This window comes from Mycobacteroides sp. H001, assembly GCF_001440005.1.
Classification (GTDB): domain Bacteria; phylum Actinomycetota; class Actinomycetes; order Mycobacteriales; family Mycobacteriaceae; genus Mycobacterium; species Mycobacterium gwanakae.
This window is the reverse complement of sequence record NZ_LJYH01000024.1, coordinates 348,725-364,307: the sequence shown is the minus strand read 5'-3', so window position 1 is coordinate 364,307 and position 15,583 is coordinate 348,725. Positions and strand designations below refer to the sequence as shown.

Genomic DNA, 15,583 nt, shown 5'->3' with positions numbered 1-15,583 from the left:
CCGTGCCATGCCAAGGCCTGTCACTTGAGTTTTCGGCGTGCCACGGGCCAGCAGGAAAGGAACCGCGGTGTGGACTGCCCCCGATGACACGGCAATCGCCGAGATACTGCTCGAAACTAAGACCGTTGCCGTCGTTGGCGTTTCGGCCAATCCGGACCGGCCGAGTCATGGCGTCTACCGCTATCTGGCCACGCACAGTCCCTACCGAATCTTCTTGGTGAATCCGACGCTCTCCGAGCTCGACGGCCAGACGGTCTACCCGAGCCTTGCGGCGCTGCCGGAGACACCCGATCTGGTCGATGTGTTCCGTCGCCGCGAGGAATTGGCGGGCATCACCCAGGAGGCCATCGACATCGGGGCACGCACACTCTGGTTCCAGCTCGATCTCGTCGACATCGACGCCGCGAACAAGGCCACCGATGCTGGGCTGCGGGTTGTCATGGACCGCTGTACTGAAATCGAATTCGCTCGTATCAGTTCGCGTTAGCCCCTGGGCGGCTGTGCCCCGATACGGTCGATCGGTGCGATGTTGTCCACGAGCCAGCGGCCATCACGCTTGGCGAGGGTCATCCGCAGCGCCAGCACCGATTCTTCGGGTTGCGCTTTCGCGGCGACGCTCGTGCGTCGCACCAGGGTGGCGGTCACGGCGTCTTCGGGTCCCAGGGCTTCGATGCCAACCGAGATGATCTCACCCTGCTGCGAGATTCCTTTGGCCTTGAGCTCGGCAGTGGCCCTGTCGAAGTCACGTGTGAAGGACTGCCTCTGTCCTTCCGTCATATGCTCGGTGGCCTTGCGCACGTAGGAATCCGGGCTACCCGGGGTGAAATTCACCACGGCCCCGGCCACCGTCGCGACGACGTCGGTCACCGCCGCGCGGTCTGCGTTCCCCTCTCGGTCGGGAACCGTCCAATGCCGGTACCCTACGACCGCGACCGCCAGCACCGAAATAGTGGTCAGTGCGACGATTCCGGTACGCAGCGCCGGCCCGTCATCGTCGGTGCCGACGGTCACCGAATCACGTCGGGCCAGATAGGCGTTCACGGCCAGGCCTTGAGCGATAAGCAGACACGATGCCGTACAAACCACCACCCACCAGGTGGGCCAGCGCAGTATCACGCCGAGTTCGACAATCGCCAGCATCGTGACCAAAGGCGCCAGTAGGTCAAAGATGATGACCCGCACTGCATTACGGCTCATCGCAGCAGCTCCAGACCAGTGACCAGCAACTGGTCCCCAACCTTGGACACCGCAAGCCGGAGGTGCCATTGATTGACCTTCGGGGCGGCATCGGCGTCACGCGTCACCGACGTGGCCACCACCATGACGCGATCCACCCGCTCCACGGAAGGCAGGCCGATATCCTCATCGGGAATTCTCGCCCCGACCCTGTCAATGGCCACCGCATCGATCTCTCCCGCCGCGTCGGCATCGACCGTTCGCGCGAGCTTCACGACGCCCGCGAGCATCTCCCCTAGATGATCACTCAACTGCCCAGCAGTGCCGTCCTGCAGCATCTGCACGCTGGAGTCGACATTGCTCTTCTTCATGTTGATCAGGGTGTTGACCCAGGTCACCGCGGTATCAAGCACGCGCGAGTCGTAGCGGTCACGGGCCGCTTGGCTGCGATGACCGGCAACGACGAAGACCGAAAGCACCAGAGCGACAACCGTGATCGCACCGAGAACGGCCGACAGCACGCCGTACCGGGAGAAGACGGGTCCGGCTGCGCTGCCTTGGCTGGTTGCCGGGGCCTCTTTGCTCACGGGCCTCACCCTAGCGACCCGTGCCACCATGGACGGGTGACGACAGAATCCGTGCTGCCAAAATCCGGTATCGACCTGAGCCACCGTGACGAATCCATCCGCCCGCAGGATGACCTGTTCGGCCACGTCAATGGGCGCTGGCTCGCCGAATACTCCATTCCGGCCGACCGTGCCGTCGACGGGGCGTTCCGAACTCTGTTCGACCGCGCCGAAGAGCAGGTGCGCGGGATCATCACGGAGGCCGCCGACTCGGGCGCACCCGAAGGTACCGAGGCGCAGAAGATCGGCGACCTGTTCGCGAGCTTCATGGACATCGAGACCGTGGCAGCTGTCGGCCTGGCACCGCTTCATCAGGAGCTGGACGGGATCACCTCGGCAGCCGATGTCACCGCACTGGCCGCTGTCATGGGTACGTTGCAGCGGGCCGGGGCCGGCAGCGGGGTGGGCTGCTATGTGGACACCGATGCCAAGGATTCCTCCCGCTATCTCCTGCACATCAGCCAGTCCGGTCTGGGCCTGCCCGATGAGTCCTACTACCGGGAGGAGCAGCATGCGGCGACACGCGACGCGTATCGCGCCCATATCGCCGCCATGTTCGCGCTGGTGTACGGCGAGGGTGACCACACCGATACCGCCGGCCGGATCCTCGCGCTGGAGACCAAGATCGCCGCAGCGCACTGGGATGTGGTGAAGCGGCGCGACGCCGAGCTGAGCTACAACCTGGTGCGGTTCGCGGACCTGGAACACACCGCCCCCGGATTCGATTGGGACGGATGGATCTCCGGGCTGGGTGCCGCCACCGGCCAAGTCACCGAACTGGTGGTGCGACAGCCCGACTACCTGACCGCCTTCGCCGGCCTCTGGGCCTCGGAGCCGCTGAGTGATTGGAAGCAATGGGCAAGCTGGCGGCTCATCTGTGCCCGCGCGGCATACCTCACCGAACCGCTGGTGGCAGAGAACTTTGACTTCTACGGACGCACGTTGTCCGGCACCGAGCAGATTCGCGACCGCTGGAAGCGCGGCGTCGCGGTGGTCGAATCATTACTCGGCGAGGCCGTGGGCCAGCTCTATGTAGAGCGCCACTTCCCGCCGAACGCCAAGGCGCGCATGGAGGTTCTCGTCGATAACCTGCGCGAGGCCTATCGGGTCAGCATCACCGACCTGGCGTGGATGACGCCGGAGACCCGCGAACGCGCCCTGCAGAAGCTCGACAAGTTCACCCCGAAGATCGGCTACCCCGCCACGTGGCGTGACTATTCGACCATCGCCATCCGGCGCGATGACCTGCTGGGTAATGTCCGGCGCGCGACAGCCGCCGAATGCGACCGTGGCCTGGCCAAGTTGGCCGGACCCGTCGATCGTGACGAGTGGTTCATGACCCCGCAGACCGTGAACGCCTACTACAACCCGGGCATGAACGAAATCGTCTTTCCCGCAGCGATTCTGCAGCCACCCTTCTTCGATGCGGACGCCGATGACGCCGCCAACTACGGCGGCATCGGTGCCGTCATCGGCCACGAGATAGGCCATGGATTCGACGACCAGGGTTCCAAATACGACGGCGACGGCAACCTGGTCAACTGGTGGACCGATACCGACCGCGACGAATTCGGTGTGCGCACAACGGCGTTGATCAAGCAGTACGACGAGTTTGTGCCCCGCGAGCTCTCCGATCAACACGTGAACGGTGCGTTTACCGTCGGCGAGAACATCGGCGATCTGGGCGGTCTCTCGATCGCCCTACTGGCCTACGAGATCTCGCTGCGCGGCAACCCGGCTCCGGTCATCGACGGACTCACCGGAGCACAGCGGGTCTTCTTCGGTTGGGCGCAGGTATGGCGCACAAAAGCCCGCGAGGCTGAGGCCATTCGACGTCTGTCGGTGGACCCGCACTCCCCGCCTGAATTCCGCTGCAATGGCGTGGTGCGCAACATCGACGCGTTCTACGAAGCCTTCGAGCTGAGCGCCGAGGACGAGCTGTTCCTGGAAGCCGATCAGCGTGTACGCATCTGGAGCTGAGCTCCCCCGACGAGAAAGCCCCCGGCCAGTGGCCGGGGGCTTTCTCGTGCGCTGGCGAGATCTAGAAGCGCTGCCAGTCGTCATAGCCGTCGTAGTCCTTGTACGGGCCACCGGGCGAGTTCTTCACGATCACCGGATCGCCAGGGTGGGACTGGTTGAAGTACCAGGTGGCGTTCTCGGTGCTCAGGTTGATGCAGCCATGGCTGGTATCGCTCCTGCCCTGCTGGCCGACCGACCACGGTGCGGCATGGACGAAGATGCCGGAGTTGGACAACCGGGTGGCCCAGTAGACGTCTAGCTTGTAGCCCTCGGCCGAATTGACCGGCACCCCATACGTTGACGAGTCCATCACCATCTTCTGGAACTTCTCGCTGACGTAATAGGTGCCGTTCTTCGTCTCGTGCTTCTTGTCGTGCTTACCCATCGACATGGGCATGGTGCGTTCCACAACCCCGTTGCGGGTCACCGTCATCGTGAAGGTGGCATCGTCGACTGTCGACACGAAGGCGTCACCGACCTTGAAGCTCCACTTGGTTCCGCCGGCATTCACGTTCACATCAGTGTTCGCGGGCCAGAACTGGGTGGGCTTCCAGCGCAGCTGCTGATCGGTGTACCAGTAGAAATATCCCGGCGCGGGCTTGGACGTGGTGATCTTCACGGCGGCCTCGGCGGCCTTCTTGTCCGTCACCGGAGCCGCGAAGACAATCGTCACCGGCTGAGCCACACCAACAACATCGCCATTGTTGGGCGAGTTCTTCAACAGGCCCACCGGCAGCGGCGGCACATCGCCCGTCGGGGGCGCCCCGGGAGGCGGCGTGGTCGGCGCCGGAGCCGGCGGAACCTCGCCGGGAGGCGGCGCGTCAGGCGCGGGTGGCGGCGGCAGCTCCCACGGCAGCGGCGGAGGCGGCGGTAGCTCGAACGGCGGCGGTGGGGGCGGTTCTTGAATACCCGGATCGCCGGGGTCACCCGGCTCTGCGAAGGCAGGAACCACGCCAGCACCCAGCAGTCCTGCAACACAGATACCGCTGATGAGGGCGCGCCGGGACCAACGAGTTAAGACAAGCATGCTCACTCCTGTAGACGCGACACATCCAGTGTGTCACAGGGTTCGTCGCCACCAGGCAACACGATGTTTCACCCGTTCAAGAAAATACGTCTTGACCAGGCCTTATCGCCGTTGATTAGAAAAGGTCACATTCATAACCCCGTGGGGGTACCTGATGTGACTCAGCACGCTGGGCGACCGTCGCGGAAGCCCAGCTCACCTAGCCAGCTAAGTACTCCGACAGGCTACCGGCTCAACGCGCGGGCGATGAGCATCAGCTGCACCTCGCTCGTGCCCTCGCCGATCTCGAGGATCTTGCTGTCGCGATACTGACGAGCGACCGGTGACTCGTTCATGAATCCCGCTCCCCCGAAGATCTGGGTGGCATCCCGCGCGTTGTCCATCGCTGCCTCGCTGGCCACCAGCTTGGCAATCGAAGCCTCGGTCTTGAACGGCTTTCCGGCCAGCAGCAGGGCGGCGGCGTGGTAGTAGGCCAGCCGGGCCGTGTGCGCGCGCGCCTGCATCCGGGCGATCTTGAACGACACCGACTGATAGTCGATGATCGCGCTACCGAAGGCCGGACGGCTGCTGGCGTACCGCAGGCTTTCGTCGACGCATCCCTGTGCGGCACCGGTTGCCAATGCCGCGATAGCGATTCGCCCCTCATCGAGGATCCGCAAGAATCCCGCGTAACCGCGACCACGCTCACCCAACAGATTCTCGTAGGGCACCCGCACATCATCGAAGCTCAACGGATGAGTGTCCGAGGCATTCCAACCGACCTTGTCGTACCCGGGCTCGACGGTGAATCCCGGTGCACCTGAAGGTACGTGAATGACCGAGATCTCCGGCGATCCGTCCGCCGAACGTCCGGTCACCGCCGCAACACCCACCACCGCGGTGATATCGGTTCCGGAATTGGTGATGAATGCCTTGGAGCCGTTGATGACCCAGCTGCCGTTATCCTCGACGGCCCGGGTACGAATCGACCCGGGGATGTCGGTGCCGCCACCGGGTTCGGTCAAGCCGAAGGCGGCCAAGGATTTTCCGGAGGCGAGCGTCGGAAGCCAGCGCTGCTTCTGCTCCTCGTTCCCGAATCGGTAGATAGGCATGGCACCCAGAGACACGGCAGCCTCGAGGGTGATGGCCACGCTCTGGTCCACCCGGGCCAGTTCTTCCAGCGTCAGGCACAGCGCGAAGTAGTCACCACCCATTCCGCCGTACTCCTCGGGGAAGGGGAGACCGAACAGCCCCATCTCACCCATCTGCGCCACCACCGCATAAGGAAAGGTCTTGGTGGCGTCATGATGGGCGGCTACCGGCGCGACCACCGAATTCGCAAATTCTTCAACGGTTTTACGTAGCGACTCGTACTCGTCGGGCAGTTCCGCGGTGCTGAATGTCATGCCTTCCCCTCCTCGGGGTTGATAACGGGGTGGATAGTGGCCAGAAGTTGGTCGACGGCCACTTGGTCGCCGACAGCCACCGCGACGGTCACGGTTCCGGCGATCGGGGCGCGCAGGGTGTGTTCCATCTTCATGGCCTCGACCACCACCACCGGGGCATCGCGCTCGACAACGGCACCCGTGTGCACCGACACCACCCGCACGAGCCCGGGCATCGAGCTCCGGATCTCGCCGTCCTCGTCTTCACCGTCGTGGTGCCGCAACCGGGGTTCCGGCGCGATATCGGCGTGCCAGGTTCCTTCTTCGGTGGCGATCCACGCCGCACTGCCGGCCTGTGCGGCGTTCGCGCGGTACAGCTGGCCGGCGAATTCGACACTCACCTGCCCCGGGGCGCGATGCGCCCTGGCAGAAGTGCGCTCGCCGTCTCCGATGCTGACCTCGGCCACCGGGTCACCCCAGAGCTGGACCAGTTCGATGGTCTCTCCGATGCGCAGCCGGTACGAACGCGGCGCGTGTTCCCCAATACGCCACCCGGACTTGCTGTTCCACAATGTTCCGGATTCCGACTCGCCGTCCAGCAGGGCCGCCGCAGCCACCCACACCCAATGCGGAACGACGGGCGGACCATATTCGGACGCGATCTTGTCGAGCAGCGCCGTGTCGATGTCTCCGGATATCACGACGGGATTCGTGACCAGCGCGCGCAAGAAGTCGATATTGGTACCCACACCGAGTACCTGGGTGTGGGCAAGGGCCCGGTCGGCGTCGGCCAGTGCGGTGGCGCGGTCGTGCGCATGCACAATGACCTTGGCCAACATCGGGTCGAACCGCGAACCCACCACCGAACCAGTCGACAATGCCGTGTCCGTGCGGGCACTACTCGAAAAACGCGCCAGCGCAACCGTTCCTCCGGTCGGAAGGAACTCACGGGCCGGGTCTTCGGCGTACACCCGCGCTTCTATCGCATGGCCGCTGAGCGAGATCTGTTCTTGCGTCAACGGGAGGCGTTCACCGGCCGCGACCAAGATCTGCCACTGCACCAGGTCGATCCCGGTCACCATCTCGGTGACCGGATGCTCCACCTGAAGCCGCGTGTTCATCTCCATGAAGTAGTAGGACTCGGGAGCATCGCTGTCCAGAATGAACTCGACGGTTCCGGCGCCGAAATATCCAACGCTGCGCGCGATCTGGCATGCGGTCTCGCCCATCGCAGCCCGCAGCTGCGCGGTCAGCAGTGGGGAGGGCGCTTCTTCGATCACCTTCTGGTGCCGCCGCTGCAGACTGCACTCACGCTCGCCCAGGTGCACCACATTGCCGTGGGTATCACCGAAGACCTGAACCTCAATATGCCTGGGGCGGGCCAGATAACGCTCGACGAGCAAGGTGTTGTCGCCGAAGATCGCGGTGGCCTCGCGCCGGGATGCGACCAGCGCGTCGGGTATCTGCTTCAGATCGTGCACCACGCGCATGCCCTTGCCACCGCCGCCCGCGGACGGCTTGATGATCAGCGGGGTCCCGATTTCCTCGGCGGTGACAACCAGCTCTTCATCCGAGAGTGCACCGACGCTGCCCGGCACGACCGGCTCGCCGGCCGCGGCAACGGTGTCCTTGGCTCTGATCTTGTCGCCCATGGCGTCCATCGCTTCGGCGGGCGGCCCGACGAAGACGATGCCCGCCGACTGACACGCGCGAACAAAATCGGCGTTCTCCGAGACAAATCCGTATCCGGGATGGACAGCGTCGGCGCCGGCCTGTTTGGCGGCGCTGATGATCGCGTCGATGTCGAGGTAGCCCGCGGATTCCGCACCGAGGTACACCGCGGTGTCGCAGGCACCGAGATGATCGGTGTCCCCGTCGGTGTAGACGGCGATCGATCGAATCCCCATGGTCCGCAACGTGGATGCGATGCGTACCGCGATCTCACCGCGGTTGGCGATAAGCACTGAACGAATCACTGGCCGCACCTTCTGTTTTTCGTGTAAACGGCTCCCGCAAGCGGGTGGGGGCACCTCCCGCTTGCGGGGGAGTACCCCCACATCACTGTCACATCCGGAAGACGCCGTAGGAAACGGGTTCAAGTGGTGCGTTGGCGCAGATTCCGAGCGCCAGCCCGAGCACTGTGCGCGTGTCGGCAGGGTCGATCACGCCGTCGTCCCACAGCCGCGCTGTCGAGTAGTACGGATTACCTTGCCGTTCATACTGTTCGCGTATGGGCGCCTTGAACGCTTGCTGCTCGTCCTCGGTGAACTCCTTGCCCGACGCCGCGCTTTGATCGGCGCGCACCGTCGCAAGCACCGAGGCGGCCTGCTCACCGCCCATCACCGAGATGCGCGCATTCGGCCACATCCACAGGAACCGCGGCGAGTACGCGCGCCCGCACATCGAGTAGTTGCCGGCCCCGTAGGAGCCACCGATGACCACCGTCAGCTTCGGAACGCGCGCACACGCGACGGCGGTGACCATCTTCGCTCCGTGCTTGGCGATGCCGGCGGCCTCGTAATCGCGGCCCACCATGAATCCGGAGATGTTCTGCAGAAACACCAGCGGTATGCGTCGCTGATCGCACAGTTCGATGAAATGCGCAGCCTTCATGGCACTTTCGGCGAACAGCACCCCGTTGTTCGCGATGATTCCGACCGGGTGTCCGTGCAGCCGTGCGGTTCCCGTGACGAGCGATTTTCCGTACTCCGCCTTGAACTCGGTGAAGGTGCCGCCGTCCACGAGCCGCACAATCACCTCGTGGACGTCGTAGGGGATACGCGGATCGGTGGGCACCACGTCGTACAGGGTGCCCGGATCGCGCTCTGGGGCAATTGTTTCGGTAATCGGCCAGGGCGCCTCAACCTTGGGCGCTAACGTCGACACGATGCGGCGAACGATCCGCAATGCGTCCTTGTCATCGGCTGCCAGATGATCGGTCACACCCGAGGTACGCGAATGCAGGTCGCCGCCGCCGAGCTCCTCGGCGGTCACCACCTCACCCGTGGCGGCCTTCACCAGCGGCGGGCCACCCAAGAAGATCGTGCCCTGCTTGCGCACGATGACGGCTTCGTCACTCATCGCCGGCACGTACGCGCCACCGGCGGTGCAACTACCCAGCACCGCCGCGATCTGCGGAACTCCCTTGGCGCTCATGGTGGCCTGGTTGTAAAAAATCCTGCCGAAGTGCTCGCGATCCGGGAACACCTCGTCTTGCTTGGGCAGGAAGGCGCCACCGGAGTCCACCAGGTAGATACAGGGGAGCCGGTTCTGTAGCGCGATTTCCTGGGCGCGCAGATGCTTCTTGACCGTCATCGGGTAGTACGTGCCGCCCTTGACCGTCGCATCGTTGGCGGCAATCACGCATTCGCGCCCCGAGACGCGGCCGATGCCGGCGATCATGCTGGCTCCGGGCGCATCGTCGTCGTACATGCCGTTCGCCGCCAGTGGTGATAGCTCCAGGAACGGGCTGCCCGGGTCAAGCAGCACCTCGACACGGTCGCGTGGCAGCAGCTTGCCACGGTCCACATGCCGCTGCCGGGACTGTTCACTGCCGCCGAGCGCGGCGCGTGCGAGCCGCTCCCGCAGCTCGCCGACCAGTCGGGCATGCTCGGCCCTATTCTGCTCACCAACCAGAGTCATGCCCAGCTCCGAAGTCTGAAGTTTCAGTTAATGAGGATTAACTTGAATTAAGATAATCTCCATTAACTGATTTGTCTAGAGCGCGCCGCCGAGGAGGTGTGATGACCAACCTGGTACCCGAGTCGGAAACTCCGAACAAACGCGAACGTGCCAAAGCCGATCGCCGGGATCAGCTGCTGCAGGCCGCGGCCCGGCTGGTGGCCATGCGCGGATATGCGCGGGTGCGCCTGGAAGATCTCGGCTCGGCCGTGGGGATTAGCGGCCCGGCGATATACCGGCACTTCCCCAACAAGGAAGCCCTGCTGGTGGACCTGCTCACCGACGTGAGCCGCCGGCTTCTCGCCGGGGGAACCGATGTCGTTGAGGCGGCAGCCGGAGCGTCAGAGGCACTCTCGGGTCTCATCGATTTCCACCTCGACTTCGCGCTCAACGAGAGCGATCTGATCCGGGTGCAGGACCGCGATCTTGACTCGCTACCGGAAAACGCACGACGTCAGGTGCGCCAATATCAGCGCCGATACGTGGAGGCCTGGGTGCAGGTGCTGTGCCAGATCGATGGTGAACTCGATGAGTCGGATGCGCGCATCAAGGCGCATGCCGCGTTCGGCCTGATGAACTCCACGCCCTACAGCGCCGGCCGATCAGCGCCCACTCAGACGCGAGCGGTGCTGCGGCAGATGGTGGTTGCCGCGCTCGGCTCCTAGCTGCGAACCAGCCGGGCAATCGCCGCGGAGGCCTCGGCCAGTTTCTCGTCGGCGTCGGCGCCGCCAGAGGCAACGGCATTGGAGACGCAGTGACCGAGGTGCTCGTCAAGGAGCCCGAGCGCGACCGAGCGCAGCGCGCTCTGCGCGGCGCTGATCTGGGTCAGCACGTCGATGCAGTACTTGTCCTCGTCGATCATCTTGGCGATGCCACGCACCTGCCCCTCGATACGCAGGAGCCGCTTGGCGTAGTCATCCTTTTTCAGCGAGTAACCGTGTGGAGTCGAAGTCTTGGTGCTCATGTCCATTTATCCCTTGAGGAGGCCTTGCATCGTGTCGATCTCAGGCTGCTGATTATCGATGATCTTTTGCGCCAACTGCTTTGCCGAAGGGTACTGGCCTCCGGAGAGTTCCGCATTCGACATGGCGACGGCACCCTGATGGTGAGCGATCATCGACTGCAGCCACAGCTGGTCGAAAACCTCGCCGTTGAGGGTCTTCATCCGGTCCAAAACCGGCGTGTCCACCATGCCAGGCATGTGTCCGGCGGGGTCATGCCCCTCCGGTATGAGCGGCTGACCCCAGCTGGTGAGCCACTCGGTGAAGGTGTCGATCTCGGGCTGCTGTGCCGTCTGAATGTTGTTCGCGAGCTCCAGTACCGCCGGGTTGGCGGTGCGCCCCTCGGTCAACTTCGACATCTCGACAGCCTGCTGGTGATGCATGATCATCTGCTGGGCAAACGTCACATCAGCGTCGTTGTGATCGGACGGAGCCGTCGCCGGGTTGGTATCGAGCGTCGTCGTCATGCCCGGCATGCCGGAATGACCTGAATGCTCGGACTTCGTCTCATCACCCTTTTTGTCCGAGCTACATGCCGACAGAATCAGCACCGCAGCAGCAGCGCCGGCAAGGATCGCAGTCCGAGTTCGGTTTCGCATGCCACTATCGTAGCTCAGATACCCCCATAGGGTACGAGATCGCGAGAGGGCATACCCCTCGCGGGTACAACGCGTTAAACGACGGACTCCTCCAGCTGGGTCAGCGCCTCCTCCAGATGGGTCAAAATCCGCTGCAGATGCGGCACGCTGGTGCGGCATCCGGTCAATCCGAAGTGCATCGCCGACCCGCTGCTGGTGCACGTGATGTTCAACGCCACTCCGTCGATCGGAATCGACGCCGGGTAGCACCCGTCCATCTCGAACCCGTTCCAGAACATATCGGTGCGGGGGCCCGGGACATTAGAAATGATCACGTTGAATGCGGGAGCCGCCCGGTCCACCAAACCCGGGACGGCACCGCTCAGCGCGGGAGCTCCATTGAGCGCGCCAACCAGCATCCGCTGCATGGGTGTCATCTCCGAGAGCACCGACTTGGCGGCCTGCACCGAGTCGCGGATCGCACTGAACCGCTCCAGCGGATCGGGCTTATCGGTCGCCAGGTTGGCCAGCAGCGCGGTGATCGAGTTCCCCGCGTTCTGGTCCCCCTCGGCCCGGATCGACACCGGGCACATCGCGATGAGCGGCTTGTCGGGTAGCGCGTTCTGCTCCTCCAGATATGTGCGCAACGCACCGGCGCACATCGCCAGCACCACATCGTTGACGGTTCCCCCCAGGGCTTTGCCCGCCTCCTTGATCCGTGTCATCGACCAGGTTTGCGCCGCGAAGCGCCGGGCGCCTCCGATCGAGACATTCAGCATGGTGTGCGGGGCCGACAACGGCCTGACGAGCTGTGGGTCCGACAGCGCGTGGCGTCCGTACTTGAGCAGACCGGGCGGAATCGACACAACCTGCCGCACGGCGCCGGCGGCTCCCTTGACGAGGTCCAGCGCCGAGGTGTTGGTGGTGCTCACGATGCTGCTCTTCGCACGCCGCTTGGCCGGGGCCCACACGGCCTGGCAGTCGCGCGCATCGGGATCATCGGAAAGCGAGCGCATCATCATGCGCAAGGCACCGACACCGTCGATGACGGCGTGGTGCATCTTCGTGTAGACAGCCAGACGCCCGTCCGAAAGCCCTTCCACCACGTGCATTTCCCATAGCGGCCGGTGCCGGTCCAGCGGGGAGCTGTGCCACCGTGAGGTGACGGTCAGTAGTTCACGCACCCGTGCCGGGCGCGGCAGCGCCGAACGGCGCACGTGGTACTCCCAGTCGATCTCGTCGTCGATGATCCAGGTGAGGTTGCCCATTACCGCCAGCGGCTGCCCGGGTCGTTTGCGGAAGTCCGACGACACCTCGGTGGTGGACATCAGCTGTTCGTAGAACACCTCGGCATAATCCGGGCCCGCATCAACGGGCGGTTTGAACAGCTGTAGGCCGCCGACGTGGAAGGGATGTTCCCGCGTCTCCCCGATGAGAAACATCGAGTCGCTGACCGGCATGAATGGCATGGCGGTCATGCTGCCACTTTGCTCGGCTTCCGGAGGCGGAATCCGCAGCGATGAGCTGCTGGCGCGAAGAGCGAATCCCCTTTGACCGGCTAAGTAGCCGCCGGGGATACTTAGGCGCATGTCAGCCCACGACGCACCTGATATCAAGCCGCGTAGTCGCGACGTCACCGATGGTCTGGAGAAGACTGCCGCCCGCGGGATGCTGCGCGCCGTAGGCATGGGCGACGACGACTGGGTGAAGCCACAGATTGGCGTCGGTTCGTCGTGGAACGAGATCACCCCGTGCAACATGTCGCTGCAGCGCCTGGCCCAGTCGGTCAAGGAGGGTGTGCACGCAGCCGGAGGTTATCCGCTGGAGTTCGGCACCATCTCGGTGTCCGACGGCATCTCGATGGGCCACGAGGGCATGCACTTCTCGCTGGTGTCCCGCGAGGTCATCGCCGACAGTGTCGAGACCGTGATGCAGGCGGAGCGGCTGGACGGCTCCGTGCTGCTGGCCGGATGCGACAAGTCCATCCCCGGGATGCTCATGGCCGCGGCGCGTCTGGACCTGGCCTCGGTGTTCTTCTACAACGGTTCGATCATGCCCGGCAAAGCCAAGCTGACTGACGGCACCGAAAAGGAAGTCACCATCATCGACGCCTTCGAGGCGGTCGGTGCGTGCGCACGCGGTCTGATGTCGCGTGAGGACGTCGACATCATCGAACGCGCCATCTGTCCGGGCGAAGGAGCCTGTGGCGGTATGTACACCGCCAACACCATGGCCAGCGCCGCCGAGGCACTCGGCATGTCGTTGCCGGGCAGTGCTTCTCCAGTCGCCATCGACAAGCGTCGCGAGGAGTACGCACGCAAGTCCGGGGAGGCCGTCGTCGAGATGTTGCGCCGCGGGATCACCGCGCGCGACATCCTCACCAAGGAGGCCTTCGAGAACGCCATCGCCGTGGTGATGGCGTTCGGTGGGTCCACCAATGCGGTACTGCACCTGCTGGCCATCGCCCGTGAGGCAGAGGTGCCGCTGTCCCTGGATGACTTCACCCGGATCGGCCACAAGGTTCCGCACCTGGCCGACGTGAAGCCCTTCGGCCGTCACGTGATGAAGGACGTCGACGAGATCGGCGGCGTGCCCGTGGTGATGCGCGCGCTCCTGGACGCGGGCCTGCTGCACGGCGACTGCCTCACGGTCACCGGCAAGACCATGGCCGAGAATCTCGCACACATCGCGCCGCCGGACCCGGATGGCAAGGTGTTGCGCGCCATGAACAACCCGATCCACCCGACAGGTGGCATCACCATCCTGCACGGCACACTGGCGCCGGAGGGCGCCGTGGTCAAGTCGGCGGGCTTCGAGTCCGATGTTTTCGAGGGCACTGCAAGGGTTTTCGAGCGGGAGCGGGCAGCACTCGACGCCCTGGAAGATGGCACCATCACGCACGGCGACGTCGTCGTCATCCGCTACGAGGGCCCCAAGGGCGGGCCCGGTATGCGCGAGATGCTGGCCATCACCGGTGCGATCAAGGGTGCCGGCCTCGGCAAGGACGTGCTGTTGATGACGGACGGCCGATTCTCCGGCGGTACCACCGGTCTGTGCGTCGGGCATATCGCGCCCGAGGCCGTCGATGGTGGCCCCATCGCATTCGTCAAGGACGGTGACCGTATCCGCCTCGACGTTGCCAACGGAAAGCTGGATCTCCTGGTTGACGAGTCCGAACTTGCCTCGCGCCGTGAGGGATTCGAGCCGTTGCCGCCGCGGTACAAGACCGGGGTGCTGGCCAAGTACACCAAGCTGGTGCAGTCGGCTGCTGTCGGAGCGGTCTGCGGCTAAGCCTTCCGGCCTCTCTTGAGCGCGGGATGGCTACGCGCCACCATGCGGGTGAGTAATCCGCGCGGAAGCAGATGGTTGGCGGCTGCGCCGATGCGGTTGGCCAGACCGGGCACGATCACCGTCTTGCCCGCTGTCAACCCATCGACCGCCTTCCTGGCAACGGTCGCCGCGTCCACCCACATGACCTTGGGCATCGCGGCTTCGGCGTCCTCGTCGGAGATTCCCACCGCCGCACCGAATCCCGTCTTCACCGGCCCCGGACACAGCGTGGCGGCGCGGACGCCTGTCCCGCGCAACTCTTCATTCAGCGCGTGGGTGTACGAGACCACGAATGCCTTCGCGGCCCCATAGGCGGCTTGCCCGGGCAGCGGGCCGAAGGCGCCGACCGAGCCGAGGTTGAGCACGACCCCTCTGCCGCGTGCCACCATCTGCGGCACAAAGCGCGAGCAGAGATCCACTACCGCACTGACGTCCACCTCCACGAGGTTGAGCTCGGCGGCGGGGTCGGATTCGGCGACGGGACCCGCCGTACTCAGCCCGGCGTTGTTGACCAGCACGTCAACCGCGAGTCCAAGCTGCGCCACGCGCTGAGGCAATTGAGCGCGCTCCTGGGCATTCGAAAGATCAACGGGCAGTACGTGAGCAGACGGTCCCAGGCTCTCGGCCAGCCCACGTAGCCGATCAGCACGCCGCGCCACCAGCACCACGGGATAACCACGCCGGGCGAATTCTCGTGCGAGTTCTTCGCCAATGCCCGATGAGGCTCCGGTGATCAAGACTGCGGCGTCGGCGCGCGGGGAAGGAAGCACCTACTGAGCCT

Annotated in this window: 14 protein-coding genes; 4 read left to right on the top strand and 10 right to left on the bottom strand. The window is 64.5% G+C overall.

Annotated elements, in window-relative coordinates:
* The first annotated feature begins 67 nt into the window (after nt 1-67).
* On the top strand, nt 68-487 hold the full coding sequence (locus tag AOT83_RS08100; protein WP_057965509.1) for a CoA-binding protein: 420 nt from the start codon (nt 68-70) through the stop codon (nt 485-487).
* Here the strand turns inward: AOT83_RS08100 and AOT83_RS08095 are convergent.
* On the bottom strand, nt 484-1,197 hold the full coding sequence (locus AOT83_RS08095) for a hypothetical protein (protein ID WP_057965510.1): 714 nt from the start codon (nt 1,195-1,197) through the stop codon (nt 484-486). The genes AOT83_RS08100 and AOT83_RS08095 overlap by 4 nt on opposite strands.
* Nucleotides 1,194-1,763, bottom strand: a complete 570-nt coding sequence (locus tag AOT83_RS08090; RefSeq protein ID WP_109365483.1) for a hypothetical protein — start codon at nt 1,761-1,763, stop codon at nt 1,194-1,196. Before AOT83_RS08090 ends, AOT83_RS08095 begins: the two co-directional genes overlap by 4 nt.
* A 36-nt stretch (nt 1,764-1,799) precedes the next feature.
* Here AOT83_RS08090 and AOT83_RS08085 point away from each other — a divergent pair, with 36 nt between their 5' ends.
* Entirely contained in the window at nt 1,800-3,782 is a 1,983-nt protein-coding gene (locus AOT83_RS08085) for a M13 family metallopeptidase (protein ID WP_030097369.1), read from the top strand.
* Between the two features lie 61 nt (nt 3,783-3,843).
* Here AOT83_RS08085 and AOT83_RS08080 read toward each other — a convergent pair whose 3' ends face one another.
* From AOT83_RS08080 to AOT83_RS08065, 4 genes are all read right to left on the bottom strand, one after another.
* Nucleotides 3,844-4,848, bottom strand: a complete 1,005-nt coding sequence (locus AOT83_RS08080; RefSeq protein ID WP_057965511.1) for a L,D-transpeptidase family protein — start codon at nt 4,846-4,848, stop codon at nt 3,844-3,846.
* A gap of 224 nt (nt 4,849-5,072) precedes the next feature.
* Entirely contained in the window at nt 5,073-6,233 is a 1,161-nt protein-coding gene (locus AOT83_RS08075) for an acyl-CoA dehydrogenase family protein (RefSeq protein ID WP_030097371.1), read from the bottom strand.
* Nucleotides 6,230-8,188, bottom strand: coding sequence for a biotin carboxylase N-terminal domain-containing protein (locus AOT83_RS08070; protein ID WP_057965512.1), 1,959 nt, complete (start codon nt 8,186-8,188; stop codon nt 6,230-6,232). Before AOT83_RS08070 ends, AOT83_RS08075 begins: the two co-directional genes overlap by 4 nt.
* Nucleotides 8,189-8,276: 88 nt before the next feature.
* Nucleotides 8,277-9,854, bottom strand: a complete 1,578-nt coding sequence (locus AOT83_RS08065; protein WP_057965513.1) for a carboxyl transferase domain-containing protein — start codon at nt 9,852-9,854, stop codon at nt 8,277-8,279.
* A gap of 101 nt (nt 9,855-9,955) precedes the next feature.
* Here AOT83_RS08065 and AOT83_RS08060 point away from each other — a divergent pair, with 101 nt between their 5' ends.
* Entirely contained in the window at nt 9,956-10,558 is a 603-nt protein-coding gene (locus tag AOT83_RS08060) for a TetR/AcrR family transcriptional regulator (protein ID WP_057965514.1), read from the top strand.
* Here the strand turns inward: AOT83_RS08060 and AOT83_RS08055 are convergent.
* The 3 genes from AOT83_RS08055 to AOT83_RS08045 form a co-directional block, all read right to left on the bottom strand.
* Nucleotides 10,555-10,857 (bottom strand): metal-sensitive transcriptional regulator, encoded by a 303-nt coding sequence (locus tag AOT83_RS08055; protein WP_030097375.1) that lies wholly within the window; start codon nt 10,855-10,857, stop codon nt 10,555-10,557. The two genes, AOT83_RS08060 and AOT83_RS08055, sit on opposite strands and share 4 nt — an antisense overlap.
* A gap of 6 nt (nt 10,858-10,863) precedes the next feature.
* Nucleotides 10,864-11,493 (bottom strand): DUF305 domain-containing protein, encoded by a 630-nt coding sequence (locus tag AOT83_RS08050; RefSeq protein WP_057965515.1) that lies wholly within the window; start codon nt 11,491-11,493, stop codon nt 10,864-10,866.
* A 74-nt stretch (nt 11,494-11,567) separates the two neighbouring features.
* Complete coding sequence (locus AOT83_RS08045) at nt 11,568-12,950, bottom strand: wax ester/triacylglycerol synthase family O-acyltransferase (protein ID WP_078284797.1); 1,383 nt, start codon at nt 12,948-12,950, stop codon at nt 11,568-11,570.
* A gap of 109 nt (nt 12,951-13,059) precedes the next feature.
* Here AOT83_RS08045 and ilvD point away from each other — a divergent pair, with 109 nt between their 5' ends.
* On the top strand, nt 13,060-14,763 hold the full coding sequence (ilvD, locus tag AOT83_RS08040; protein ID WP_057965516.1) for a dihydroxy-acid dehydratase: 1,704 nt from the start codon (nt 13,060-13,062) through the stop codon (nt 14,761-14,763).
* Here ilvD and AOT83_RS08035 read toward each other — a convergent pair.
* Complete coding sequence (locus AOT83_RS08035) at nt 14,760-15,572, bottom strand: SDR family oxidoreductase (RefSeq protein ID WP_057965517.1); 813 nt, start codon at nt 15,570-15,572, stop codon at nt 14,760-14,762. The two genes, ilvD and AOT83_RS08035, sit on opposite strands and share 4 nt — an antisense overlap.
* Nucleotides 15,573-15,583: the final 11 nt, after the last annotated feature.